The 12,941-nt window shown below is 70.4% G+C and carries 10 protein-coding genes; 4 read left to right on the top strand and 6 right to left on the bottom strand.

Annotated features, from left to right (window positions below; translation table 11 throughout):
* Positions 1–279 precede the first annotated feature (279 nt).
* Positions 280–2,082: an NAD-dependent malic enzyme gene (locus VGF64_11670; GenBank protein ID HEY1635409.1), complete on the top strand. Its 1,803-nt coding sequence runs from the start codon at positions 280–282 to the stop codon at positions 2,080–2,082.
* A 12-nt stretch (positions 2,083–2,094) separates the two neighbouring features.
* On the opposite strand, the gene VGF64_11665 is transcribed toward VGF64_11670, so the two are convergent.
* A complete protein-coding gene (locus tag VGF64_11665) occupies positions 2,095–2,895 on the bottom strand; it encodes an SAM-dependent methyltransferase (GenBank protein HEY1635408.1) in 801 nt (266 codons plus the stop codon).
* A gap of 211 nt (positions 2,896–3,106) precedes the next feature.
* On the opposite strand from VGF64_11665, the gene VGF64_11660 reads away from it, so the two are divergent.
* Together VGF64_11660 and VGF64_11655 are read left to right on the top strand one after the other, a co-directional pair.
* Entirely contained in the window at positions 3,107–5,479 is a 2,373-nt protein-coding gene (locus VGF64_11660) for a glycosyl hydrolase family 65 protein (GenBank protein HEY1635407.1), read from the top strand.
* Positions 5,480–5,620: 141 nt separating this feature from the next.
* On the top strand, positions 5,621–6,550 hold the full coding sequence (locus tag VGF64_11655; protein ID HEY1635406.1) for a TauD/TfdA family dioxygenase: 930 nt from the start codon (positions 5,621–5,623) through the stop codon (positions 6,548–6,550).
* A gap of 48 nt (positions 6,551–6,598) precedes the next feature.
* On the opposite strand, the gene VGF64_11650 is transcribed toward VGF64_11655, so the two are convergent.
* Complete coding sequence (locus VGF64_11650) at positions 6,599–7,393, bottom strand: methyltransferase domain-containing protein (protein ID HEY1635405.1); 795 nt, start codon at positions 7,391–7,393, stop codon at positions 6,599–6,601.
* Entirely contained in the window at positions 7,383–7,775 is a 393-nt protein-coding gene (locus VGF64_11645; protein ID HEY1635404.1) for a hypothetical protein, read from the bottom strand. The genes VGF64_11650 and VGF64_11645 overlap by 11 nt, the downstream gene beginning before the upstream one ends.
* A gap of 53 nt (positions 7,776–7,828) precedes the next feature.
* Here VGF64_11645 and VGF64_11640 point away from each other — a divergent pair, with 53 nt between their 5' ends.
* The gene (locus VGF64_11640) at positions 7,829–10,564 is read left to right on the top strand and encodes a SpoIIE family protein phosphatase (protein HEY1635403.1); all 2,736 of its coding nucleotides are present in this window, start codon (positions 7,829–7,831) and stop codon (positions 10,562–10,564) included.
* Between the two features lie 27 nt (positions 10,565–10,591).
* Here VGF64_11640 and VGF64_11635 read toward each other — a convergent pair whose 3' ends face one another.
* From VGF64_11635 to VGF64_11625, 3 genes are all read right to left on the bottom strand, one after another.
* Entirely contained in the window at positions 10,592–11,062 is a 471-nt protein-coding gene (locus tag VGF64_11635; GenBank protein ID HEY1635402.1) for a hypothetical protein, read from the bottom strand.
* 2 nt (positions 11,063–11,064) lie between these two features.
* Positions 11,065–11,784: a hypothetical protein gene (locus VGF64_11630; protein HEY1635401.1), complete on the bottom strand. Its 720-nt coding sequence runs from the start codon at positions 11,782–11,784 to the stop codon at positions 11,065–11,067.
* 4 nt (positions 11,785–11,788) lie between these two features.
* Positions 11,789–12,941, bottom strand: a 1,153-nt coding sequence (locus VGF64_11625; protein ID HEY1635400.1) for an FHA domain-containing protein, incomplete at its 5' end; no start/stop codon positions are given.

The following is a 12,941-nucleotide window of genomic DNA, read 5'->3' as shown; positions in this document are numbered from 1 at the left end:
GCGGCGAGGCCGATCCGTTCCTCGGACTGCTCGTGGGCGACTCGGCCGAGCAGCTCGGCGGCGCGTGCCGTCCGAGGATGGCGGTCGAGCGCCGCCGCTGCCCGCCGATCAACCGCCGCTCGGTCTGTGTCGAGATGCTCCCTGATGCGAGGATCGCGCCGCCGTTTCAGGGAATCCACCGTACCCCTGGACCGGGAAGGAGTCTCCAGCCCACACTCGTTCGCCCTCGGCGTCACAATGGTGGGCAGACGCCTGGAGGCGTCGGCAGGGGGGGACCCGATGCAGACGATGTGGTTGAGCGACGACGGGGCGTGGGAGACGACGCTCCGGGGGCGTCAGGTGTTCGAAAACCCCCGCCTGAACAAGGGAACAGCCTTCACCCCCGAGGAGCGTCGAGCGCTGCGCCTGATCGGGCAGCTGCCGCCTTCGGTCCTGACGCTCGAGGAGCAGGCTGATCTGTCGTACGCCCAGTACCAGGCGCAGCCGACCGACCTCGCCAAGAACATTCACCTCGCAGATCTTCGTGACCGCAACGAGGTGCTCTTCTACCGGGTGCTGTCCGATCATCTTCGGGAGATGCTCCCGATCGTCTACACCCCGACGATCGGAGAGGCCATCACCCTGTACAGCCGCGAGTACCGGCGACCGCGCGGCGTCTATCTCTCGGTCGACTCCCCCGAGCTCGTGGGGCCGTCCCTCGGTGAGATGGGGCTCGGCCCCGACGAGGTCGATCTCATCGTGGCGACCGACGCCGAGGCCATCCTCGGCATCGGGGACTGGGGCGTGGGAGGTATCGAGATCGCTGTGGGCAAGCTCATGGTCTACACCGCGGCGGCGGGCATCCACCCCGACCGCACCCTGGCTGTCATGCTCGACGTGGGAACAAACCGTCAGAGCCTGCTCGAGGACCCGCTCTATCTGGGAAACCGGCACCCCCGGGTGTCGCGGACGGCCTTCGACGAGTTCATCGCGACCTACGTCAACACGGCGAGGCGGCTCTTCCCCAACGCGCTGCTCCATTGGGAGGATGTCGGCACGAGCAACGCCCGCAGGATCCTCGAGCGCTATCGACGGCGGGTGCTGACGTTCAACGACGACATGCAGGGCACCGGCGCCGTCAACCTGGCCGCCGTGCTGTCAGCCGCCCGGATGTCCGGCGTCACCCTCGCGGACCACCGGGTGGTGGTCTTCGGCTCCGGTACCGCCGGCATCGGCATTGCCGACCAGATGCGGGACGCCATGACCGCAGAGGGGCTCACCCGGGACGAGGCCACGGCGAGGTTCTGGTGCCTCGATCGACACGGGTTGCTCACCGATGACATGGGCGATCTGCAGGACTTCCAGAGGTCCTACGCCCGTCCGACGAGCGAGGTCGCGGGGTGGACCCGCGACAACGAGGTCGGTGGCATCGACCTCGCCGAGGTCGTTCGCCGGGTCCATCCGACCATCCTCATCGGCACCTCGACGCGCACCAACGCCTTCACCGAGGAGATCGTGAGGGAGATGGCGGCCCACGTTGACCGGCCCATCATCCTGCCCATGTCCAACCCGACGCCCCTCTGCGAGAGGGCTCCTGCGGACCTGATCCGGTGGACGGGCGGCCGGGCACTCGTCGCGACCGGCAGTCCATTCGACCCAGTCACCTACGAGAAAGTGACCTATGTGATCGGGCAGGCCAACAATGCCTTGGCATTCCCCGGTCTGGGTCTCGGTGCGATCGTCGCCCGGGCCACGGTCATCACCGACGGCATGATCGTCGCCGCCGCCCGAGCCATCGCCGATCTCGTCGACCCGACCACGCCCGGTGCGTCCCTCCTTCCCCAGATAGAGGACCTGCGCGACACCTCGGTGGCCGTGGCCGTCGCCGTGGCCGACGCCGCCAGGCGCGACGGTGTCGCCCGGGCCGCCGTGGATGGCGACCTGGAGGCGAAGGTGCGCGACGCGATGTGGACGCCGACCTACCGGCCGGTGCGGGCAGCGGAGATGGCCGCTGGTGCCCTGCGTGTGCCGCCGGCCCCGGTCCGACACGAACCCACTCCAGCCAGCTTCGGGCGCGACTTCTGGCCGCGGGGTCCCCGGTAGGGCTGGGGGCGCTCACGCAGCGTCGGCAGCCACCGGCACGGCACCCAGGAGAACGCCGTTGCGACCCTTGTAGCGCACCGGTTTGTCGCCGTCGACGGCCACGGTCCAGCCTGACCGGGCCAGCAGCTGCTCGGGCTCGTCGGGAGTGAACCTGGTGAGCCAGGGCTCGCCCAGAGCTGCGACGATCAGACCTCGCACACGACGCCGAAGCCGCTCGGGCCCCGCGGCGTCGGGACGAGTGGTCGGGAAGGCCACCGCCAGCCGGCTCCCGGGACCTGCCAGCTCCTGGAGGCTCTCGAGCAACGCGTTCGTAACGGTCCGAGGCAGGTAGCCGAGGAGCCCCTCCACCACGAAGAGCGACGGCTTCGTGGAGTCGTATCCCGCAGCCCCGAGCGCGCCCACCAGGTCGTCGTGAACGAGGTCGACCGCCACGAACGCGGTCTGGGCGGACGGAGCTCCGATGGCGGCCAGCCGGGCCCGCTTGTCCGCCTGCGTCGCCGGGTGGTCCACTTCGAACCACCGAACATCGGGGCTGGCGAACCGCAGTGCCCGCCCGTCGTAGCCGGCGCCGACGAGCACGACCTGCTGGACACCAGCGCGCAAGGCGTCCAGCGTCTCCCGGTCGAAGAAGGCCGTGCGCACCGCGAGGTGACGGCGCAGCTGCCTGTCCCCCAGGCTCACACGAAATCCCCCCAAGGACTGGTAGAGGCGGACCTCGGCGTCTGCGTCCCCCGTTGGCACCTCGGGCCTCGTCAGCGTGGCCCGGGTGACGGCCACCCGGCGGGCCGTGAACGACGGCTTGGTCTCCCTCACGTGCGCCGCACCGTCGTGCTCTTCTCCTCCACCACGGCGAGAAGGTAGTCGAGCCACGGCGCCCCGGCATCCCGACGCCGGGGCGGCAAAGTGCCCCGCCCGGCCGGTGAGTCGTGTGGACGTCCCCGCTACAATTCGAGCCGATGCTGGGTCCTCCGACGAACGTGGCGGCGTGTCTGTTCGACCTCGAGGCCGAGCTGCTCGATCGACCGTGATCCCCCACCCTGCGTTCGCGGTCGAGCCCTGGGTGCTGCGCGAGACCGAGCTCGACCTGGACGTCCTCGCCCAGACCGAGTCGGTGTTCGCCCTGTCCAACGGGCACCTCGGACTCCGGGGGAACCTGGACGAGGGTGAGCCGGCCGACATTCCCGGTACGTACCTCAACGCCTTCTACGAGTCGCGGCCGCTGCGCTACGCCGAGACCTCCTACGGCAACCCGGAAGCGGGCCAGACCGTCGTCAACATCACCAACGGGAAGATCTTCCGGCTCCTCGTCGGCGACGAGCCGTTCGACGTCCGCTACGGGCAGCTCCGCTCTCACGAGCGGGTGCTGGACCTACGGGCCGGAGTGCTCCGTCGAGAAGCACAATGGGTCTCGCCGGTCGGTCGTGAGGTTCGGCTCTCCACGACACGGTTGGTGTCCTTCGTCCAGCGAGCCGTGGCGGCAGTCCTCTACGAGGTCGAGCCCGTCGACGGCGGCGCCACCCGGGTCGTCGTCCAGTCGGAGTTGGTCGCCAACGAGCCACCCGCCATCCTGGACCCTGACCCTCGCGCCGCCGCCGCGCTCAGCGCGCCGCTTCGCTCAGAGGACCACATGTCCAAGGACAACAGGGTCGTGCTGTGTCACATCACCCGGGCCAGCGGCCTGCGGATGGCAGCGGGCATGGACCACGTCGTCGACGGCCCGCCGGGCACCACCGTCAGCGTGGAGAGCGAGGAAGACCTAGGACGGGCGACGATTACCGCTGACGTGGAACCGGGCAAGCCCCTTCGAATCGTCAAGTTCCTCTCCTACGGATGGTCGGGGCAACGCTCGCAGCCCGCCATGCGGGCCCAGGTGGAGGGGGCGCTGGCCGAGGCCCAGCACACCGGTTGGGACGGTCTGGTCGACGCGCAACGCGCCTACCTCGACGACTTCTGGGAGCGCGGCGAGATCGAGATCGAGGGCGACGCCGAACTTCAGCAGGCCGTCCACTTCGCCATGTTCCACATCCTCCAGGCCGGGGCCCGAGGCGAGCAACGGGCCATCCCCGGCAAGGGCCTGACCGGCCCTGGCTACGACGGCCACACCTTCTGGGATACCGAGATGTTCGTGCTGCCGATTCTCAGCTACACCTACCCGGCAGCGGCCGGCGACGTCCTCCGCTGGCGACATGCCACGCTCGACCTGGCCCGCACACGGGCGAGACAGCTCGGGTTGCAAGGCGCCGCCTTCCCATGGCGGACCATCAGCGGCGAGGAGTGCTCGGGCTACTGGCCGGCGGGGACGGCGCAGTTCCATATCAACGCCGGCATCGCCGACGCCGTGATCCGATACCAGAAGGTCTCGGAGGACGAAGCGTTCGAACGCGAGATCGGGATCGAGCTGCTGGTGGAAACGGCTCGACTCTGGCGCTCGCTCGGACACCACGGTGCCGACAGCCGCTTTCGCATCGACGGGGTGACGGGTCCCGACGAGTACAGCGCCGTCGCCGACAACAACGTCTACACCAACCTGATGGCCCAGCAGAATCTCCGGGCCGCGGCCGACGCCGCGGAGCGTCATCGCGGCCGCGCCGCGGAGCTCGGAGTGGGTCCCGAGGAGGTCGCTTCCTGGCGTGACGCCGCCCGGACGGTCGTCATCCCGTATGACGAGGCGATGGGCATCCACCCGCAATCGGATCGGTTCACCGCCCACGAGCGGTGGAACTTCTCGGCCACGGACCCCGACGACTACCCGCTGCTCCTCCATTTCCCGTACCTGCAGCTCTACCGCAAGCAGGTGGTCAAGCAGCCGGATCTGGTGCTCGCCATCCAGACTCGCGGTGACGCCTTCACCGACGAGCAGAAGGTCCGTGACTTCGACTACTACGAGGCGTTGACGGTACGTGACTCCTCGCTCTCGGCCTGCACCCAGGCGGTCGTGGCCGCCGAGGTCGGTCACGTCGAGCTCGCCTACGACTACTTCGGTGAAGCAGCGCTCATGGATCTGGACGATCTCGAGCACAACACGAGGGACGGTCTTCACATCGCCTCACTCGCCGGCGCGTGCATGGCGCCGATCGGCGCCTTCGGTGGCGCAGACGACCACGACGGCACCCTCAGGTTCTCGCCGCGCCTGCCCCAGGCCCTGACCCGGATGAGCTTTCGACTTACCTTCAAGGGGCGGCTGGTGAAGGTCGAGATCAACCAGCGAGAAGCCAGTTACCTCCTGATGGAGGGGCCCCCGATGGAGATCTCCCACCACGGCGAGAAGGTCTCGCTCGAGACCAAGCGCACGGTGAAGCGTCGCCTTCCCCGGCTTCCCACCCGCCCGGCGCCCGAGCAGCCTGCTGGCCGGGCACCCGCCCGCCGCATCCCACCGCGCCCGACGGGGCCGGGCTGACGTCGGGTCTCGCTCCCACGACGAACGCGCAGCTCGCCATATCGACACCCAACCGAGAAGCGGTTCCCTTGACACGGCGGGCCCGGTCGCTGAACGATGACTGATCGGGCCGAAAATCGGCGGCAGAGGAGGCAGCACGACGTGACGACCACCACCGACGCCTCCGTGAAGCTCACCGTCGAGCCCCTGGCAGGGAGGATCGGCGCCGAGATCCGGGGCGTCGACACCGCTGCCGACCTCAGCAGCGAGACGGTGGCCCAGGTCCGGAGGGCCCTGGTCGAGCACCGGGTGGGCTTTCTCCGCGACCAGCGCCTCGACTACGAGGCCCAGGTCGTCTTCGCCCGCCGCTTCGGCGACCTCACGCTCGGCCATCCCACCCTGGCGTCGCCTCCTGACCAGCCCCATCTCGAGGAGATCGACTCGGCCGTCGGCGTCCGCACCAACTTCTGGCACACCGACGTCACCTTCGTGGACCAACCGCCGGCGTTCACGATGCTGCGCGCCGTCGTGATCCCGGATCTCGGGGGCGACACCATCTGGGCCAACACGGTCAGCGCCTACCAGGACCTTCCGGCCGAGCTACGGGAGCTGGCGGACAAGCTGCGCATCGTCCACACCAACGCCCAGGGCTACCGGAGCGCAGCCGAGGACACCGACAGCGGGACCGACGCCGTGCAGTCGCACCAGCGCCAGTTCGTCTCCACCGTGTATCAGACCGAGCATCCGGCGGTACGTGTCCATCCCGAGACCGGTGAGCGCTCGCTGGTCCTGGGGGGTTTCGCGCAGACCGTGGTCGGCCTCGGGCCTCAGGCGTCGCGCGACCTGATCCGCCTTCTCCAGGACTACGTGGTCCGGCCCGAGAACACGGTCCGATGGAAGTGGCGGGTCGGCGACCTCGCCATCTGGGACAACCGGGCCACCCAGCACTACGCAATCCACGACTACGGCAAGGCCCGTCGCCGAGGCGAGCGGGTCACGGTCGCCGGCCCCATCCCTGTCGGCGTGGACGGCCGACCCAGCGTGGCCCTCCGGGGCGACGCCAGCGCCTACTACGCCGGGCAGCAGCCGTAGGCACCTGACCGGGTAGGCGCCTGAGCGGTCGCGGCCGGAGCGGCCGGGCTACACGACGCCGACTCTGACGCGATAGGTCCACCACCACGGCCGCACCTCCGATCCGAGCACGGCCGTGGCTGCACGCCGGAGGTCCTCGAGACCGATGTCCTCGTCGCCCACGCCGCCCTGGCGCAGGGCCACGACGCCTCCCTGGGTCTCGGCCAGAGCGACGAGCCGGTCGGCGCCGCCGGACTCCACGTGACTGAGGGCGAGCTCGGTCGTCCACCGGAACAGGCCCGAGTCCCGCATCCGGGTGAGGTGGCCCGACTTCGCCCATCGCGTCGGCACGACGCCGAGCGCCGCTTCGAGGCGTCGCGTGGCGTCGTCCATGCGCTCGTAGGCGGCGTCCACCTCCCAGTCGATCGCCGGCGGCCAGTCACAATCGAAGGCGGCGAAGACGCCACCCGGACGGAGCACCCGAGCTACCTCGAGAAACGTCGTTTCCGGATCGAGCCAGTGCAACGACTGTGAGCACGTCACCACGTCGGCGCTGGCGTCCGGCAGACCTGTCTCCGCGGCTCGCGCGTCACGCATCTCGAACTCGGTTCCCGAGTCGGGCCTGAGCCGGGCCGCGGCTGTCGCCCGCATGTCCTCATTGGGCTCGACGGCCACCACACGATCGGCGCGTCCGGTCCAGATGACGGCGGACACGCCGGTGCCGCTGCCGATGTCGACCACCAGGGTCGGTCGGGAGATGCGCGCCAGTTGGGTCAGCAGCTCGGTCACCGCCACGGGAGGAACCGGGCGGACCTGGTCATACAGCGCGGCGAACCCGGAGAAGCGCTCGACGCTATCGGTCAACGGTCGCTCCGCCATCGGTCGGTCCGTCATCGGTCGGTCCGTCATCGGTCGGTCCGGCATCCTGCTGCTCGTCGAGCAGGCGGTCGAGGCCACCGCGGCGGGCCAGGACGGCCGACCGCGGCACGGCACGGGCGCAGCCGGCCCGTCTCGCCGCCTCGAGCAGCTCTCGATCCACGTGGCTGGCGAAACCGACGACGGGCGTCGGGGCCACCGTGGGCACCACATCGAGGGCCCCCGGCCGGGACAGATCAAGGAGCACGAGCTGCGCTCCGGCGGCCGCCGCCGCCACGTCGGCCAGACGGTCGACCAACTCGAGGCCGGGCGTCCCACTCAGGCGGGACCGGTCCATGAGGTCGGGGACGAAAGCGACGATGCGGGTCACGCAGCGGACCCTACCGGGCGCCCGGGCCTATCCTTGCGGCCAGGAGTGAGGGGATGGGCGCACGAAACCTGGAGTTGTCCTCGAGGCACGAAGCCTCGAGCGAGGCGAGACGAGCGGTCGCGGCCTCGCTGTCGGGGACCCCCCTGGCCCATCTGACCAACGACGCCCAACTGGTCGCGAGCGAGCTGGTCAGCAACGCGCTGCTCCACGGTGCCCCGCCCATCCGGCTCGGCATCGACGTCGGGAGCGATCGCGTGCGGCTCACCGTGTTCGACTCATCGGCGACGCGGCCGGGGCGCAACCACACCGGCGAGACGGCCATGACCGGTCGCGGCCTGATGGTCGTCGAGGCCCTGACCGTCCGCCGGGGCGTGGAGCGGAACGGGCCCGGCAAGGAGGTGTGGGCGGAGCTGTCCGGGGACGCCTCGGGGGACGCCTCTGAGCACGCGGACGATCTCCTGGGCGCCTTCCTGGCTCCCGACGAGCTCATTGATGCCTGGGCCGACACCGAGGGGCCCGTTGACGCGGTGGAGGTCGATCTCGGCGACGTCCCGACCAAGCTGCTGCTGGCCGCGAAGGTCCACACCGAGAACCTCGTCCGCGAGCTCACCCTGGCCTTCGTGGGCGCCGAGGTGGGCGCAACGGCGAGAATGCCGGAGGAGCTGGCTCGGCTCGTCACCATGGTCACCACGCAGTTCAGCGAGCTCCGCCGCCAGCTGAAGGAGCAGGCGCTCGCCGCCGAGGCCGCCGGCGACGCGCGCACCCATCTCCGCCTCCGGCTGACACCCCAGGCCATCGAGAACGGCAAACGCTACCTGGAAGCGCTCGATGAAGCCGACGCCTACTGTCACGCTGGACGACTCCTCTCGCTCGAGACCCCGCCCCAGCACAGGGTCTTCCGGCGCTGGTACATCGATGAGCTCAGCCGACAGGTAAGGCGCTCGGTCGAGGGTCTCCCGCCAGAGGCGTCGCAGAGCTTCGAAGATCGGCTCCTGGACGAGCTGAATCTGCTCGCGGACGCCGAACGGGCGGCTGGCCGCGCTGCTCGGCTCCACCGTGTGAGCGCGTCACTGGCCGCCGCCAGCTCGTCCGAACAGGTCGCCCACGTCGTCCTGGAAGAGGCCGTTCCCGCCCTTGGGGCCATCGGTGGCGGCCTGCTGGTACCGGCGGGTACCACGCTGGCCCTGCCCGGAGCGGTCGGCTACCCCGATGAGCTGGTCTCGGCCTTGAGGGACCAACCGGAGGAGTCGGACCTACCGGCGGCGGTGGCGCTCCGCACCGGCCGGCCGGTGTGGTTGGAGTCGACCGACGAGCTCGACAGGAGGTTCCCGGACGTGCGGAGGTTGGAGCCGGAGACGGGGTCGCTGTGCGCCGTACCGCTCACCATTGATTCCTCGGTCGGGGCGATCAGGTTCTCGTTCGCCGAGCCGCGTCTGTTCGACGCCGATGAACGAGCGTTCATCGTCGCCCTCGCCGGGCAGGGAGCGCAGGCGCTCGACCGCGTCCGGCTGCTCGAGGAGGAGCGGGCGGCAGCGGACCAGCTGGTCTTCCTGGCCGACGCCAGCAGGGTGCTGGCCGAGTCCCTCGACTATGAGCAGACGCTGCGGACGGTCGCCGAGCAGGCGGTGACGACGGTGGCCGACTGGTGCGCCGTGTACCTGGCGGAGCGACGGGACATCCGAATGGTGGCCGTCTCGAGTGCGGGCGGTAACGCGATGAACCAGGCGTGGGACCTCGACGTCAGCATTTCGCCCGACCGGGCCCCGGGCGGTGTGCCGAGGGTCATCGCCACCGGGCGGGCGGAGCTCTACGCCGAGGTGACCGACCAGCTGCTGAGCCAGTCTGGCTTCGACCAGCCCCAGATCGACATCGTTCGAGAGCTCGACATCCGCTCGGCGATCACTGTCCCGATGACGGCTCGCGGCCGCACCCTCGGTGCCATCGTGCTGACCCGGACGGGATCCCGAACCCGGTTCGACGAGGGCGACCTGGCCGTCACCCTCGGCTTGGCCCAGCGAGCGGCAATGGCCGTCGACAACGCCGTGCTCTACCAACACGAGAACGAGGTGGCGCAGGCCCTGCAGCGCGGGCTCCTGCCTCCGGCCCTGCCAATCGTCCCGGGGATCGACGTGGCCGTCGCCTATCGGCCAGCAGCCGAGAAAGTCGGCGGTGACTTCTACGACCTGTGGCCGCTCGAGGACGGAGTCTGGGGCTTCGCGGTCGGCGACGTGTGTGGCCTCGGCGCCGAGGCAGCCGCCTTCAACGGGGTCGCCAGGGCGACCTTCCGCGCCCTTAGCCTCACCGGGACGGGGCCCGCCGCCTGGCTGCGGGGACTCAACGCTGCTCTCCTGCTCGGTGCCGTCGACGAGCCGCAGGGGGAGCGATTCTGCACGGTCGTCGCCGGTACGCTGCGCCTGGACGGAGAGGGCGCCGTGCTGCGCCTTGCGACCGGTGGCCACCCGCCGCCGATCCTGCGTCGACCGGGCTCGCCACCGGCCCCCGTGCGGGTCACCGGTACTCTGATCGGCGCCCTCGACGAGGTCAGGATCGGTGAGCTCGACGTGCGCCTCGATCCCGGCGAGCAGCTCGTCCTCTACACCGACGGCGTCACCGACATGCGCCAGCCCGACGGCACGATCCTGGGCGAGCGCGGCCTGCTCGGCCTCTTGGGCGCCCCCGACCAGGCCCCCGAGGCGCTGGTCAGACACCTCGTGGCCCGGCTGTGGGCCGATCGCCCCCCGGACGACGACGTGGCCCTTCTGGTGCTGGGCCCACGGGGAGCCCGCTAGGGCGATACACCTTGCCCGGGAGACCGGCTAGCCGGCCCTGCCTCCCTGGCGCAGGACCGGTTCGAGCGCGACGGCGTACTCGCCGATACGCGAGGCGACCTCGAAGGCGAGGTCGGTGCTGCTGAGGTCGGGGTCGGCCCAGATCTCGGACACCCGGCGCCAGGTGTCGGCCCGACCGAGAAACGGTCCGACCACCGCATCGGCGCCGATCTTCGGGCGCCACTCGTCCTCCTGGTCGAGCAGGCGGGCAATGACCCGATCGTTGTCCGCCGCGTCCCGGTGCTCGGCATGAAAGCCGACCTCGAGGGCGAGGACGGTGGCCTGCTCGACGTAGTCAGGACCGATGACCTGCGCTTCGTAGTGCTCGCGTGGAGGCCGTTCGGGGCCGAACCAGACCTTGATGCCGTAACGGTGCCACCGGCAGCGGATCCGGCCCAGGTCGCTGAGGAGCAGCGCCCGCAACGCCTCGGCGACCTCCTCGAACAGCGACAGCTCCACGGCTACGACGGCGAGCAGGCGCGTATGGCAGCGTCAGCGGCGGCCTCGGTGGCGAGCTTCGCGCCCCTGGCCAGCTGGGCCATCTGCGGTATCCGCCCCGGGTGGCGCAGGAAGTATCGGGCGACCGCTGCCCCGTTCGCCGTCCCGTCCTGGTTGCTGAGCCCGAAGACCTCCTGGTCGATGCTTCCGTCCGTCGCCCGGTCGCTGATGACCCGGAACACCGACCACGGGATGCCGCGCTGCTCGCAGACATCGGCGATGGCCGCCGTCTCCATGTCCAGCGAGACCACGCCCTGCGCTCGCAGACCGGAGATGACGTCGGCGTCGGTGATGAGCGTCTCGGTCGTCCACATCTTCCCCTTCGCCGTCCCGTCCCCCAGCGGAGCGGGCCGGTGCTCGGCGCCCGTCGCGCCGTCGACCACGGCCTCGGGGCGGACGAGCGTCCCGATGGGGGTGTCGTTCTCCACGGCGCCCGTGATGCCCACGACGACGACATGCTCGACCAGCACCGCGTCCAGGAGCCGGCTGGTGGCCTCGGTCGCCAGCTTGGGTCCCATCCCGGTCACGATGGCGACGACCTCACGGTCGCCGAGCGTCCCCGAGGAGGCGGTCACACCGCCGACCTTGGTCCGGTGCAAAGACAGCTTGCGGGCCAGAGGCCGGAGCTCCATCGGCATGGCGCAGATGAACGCAATGCGGCGCGCCTCCGATGAGGTGTCCACGGAGCTACAGCGAGGAGCCTCGACCGCGGCCGACATTGTCGTCCTCGAGGGTGAAGACGCGACCCCCGAGACGGATGCTCCAACCCAGCGGCAGCTCCGTTCGTTCCTGGCCGACACGCGTCCAGTCCCTGGCCCCCGGGGCGGCAACAAACGTCCCGTTGGCCGAGGAGGCGTCGCGAACGAAGACACTGCCGCCATCGACCCACACATGGGCGTGGACCCGCGAGACGAGCTGATCTGGATCGTCGACCTGGAGCGGCGAGGCCTTGTTGGTCCGCACGGCCTCGTCCGCGCTCGGCTCACGCCCCAGCACGTACCCACCGGCAAGGGGCGTCCGCGACCCCTCCTCATCGACCAGCACCCCTGCCGCCCCCGTCGTCGCCATGGTGGCGGTGGATCGGTGTGGTGGAGCACTCGGCTCATCCTCGGCACCCTGTGGTGACTCGGGACCGATCGGCACACCGTTGGCCGGCACGGGCTCGGCCTGTGCGGGGGTCTGCTCGGCCGCCTGATCGAACAGCGGTCTGCTGTCGCGACTCGCCACGTCCGGCACGATCGCGTCGTCTGCGGCTGCCATGGCGGCGTGCACCGCCTCCGTCGCCGGCAGCTCGTCGTCCTCCGATCCGACGACCCGGGGCGACACCGCCTGGTGACCGCCGGCGTCCCCTGTGGGTGTCAGGACGAACCCCGCCCCTGGCACGATCCCCACCCGGAGGTCGGAGTGCGGATGGATCGACACCGACCCCGCCGGCGCCTCGGTGAGCGCCACGCTGTCGAACGGCGCCCGGACCACCTGATCCACCCACGTGACAGCCTGTCGACCGGACAGGCGACGCGCTCCCGATGCCTCGACGATCTCCGCGTCGACCTCGCCGTGGAGCAGCACGAGGACGCCGCCCTCGACCGGAGCGACCACGCCGAACGATGCCACGTCCCCCGATCCGGAGCGAAAGAGCAGCTCACCGATGCGGTGCGCCAGGGCCGCGCCGGGAAGCGCCCCTTCGGCGGCGCCGGCCTCGACGGTGGCCACGAGGTCCTCGACGAAGGGATCGCCCTCCGAGGTCGGTCCCGCTATGAGAAGCACGGAGTCCCCGAAGCGGCCGACGAGACCGTCACCTGGTTGCACCCCGATGTGTGAGCTGGACGCCTGCACCGTC

It is taken from the genome of Acidimicrobiales bacterium, from assembly GCA_036491125.1.
Lineage (GTDB): Bacteria > Actinomycetota > Acidimicrobiia > Acidimicrobiales > AC-9 > AC-9.
This window is presented reverse-complemented; position numbering and strand designations above follow the sequence as displayed.

Bases quoted from the DNA above. Each gene is read 5' to 3' on its own strand.
- VGF64_11640 (HEY1635403.1), top strand. From the start codon at position 7,829: ATGGGCGCACGAAACCTGGAGTTGTCCTCGAGGCACGAAGCCTCGAGC.
- VGF64_11670 (HEY1635409.1), top strand. From the start codon at position 280: ATGCAGACGATGTGGTTGAGCGACGACGGGGCGTGGGAGACGACGCTC.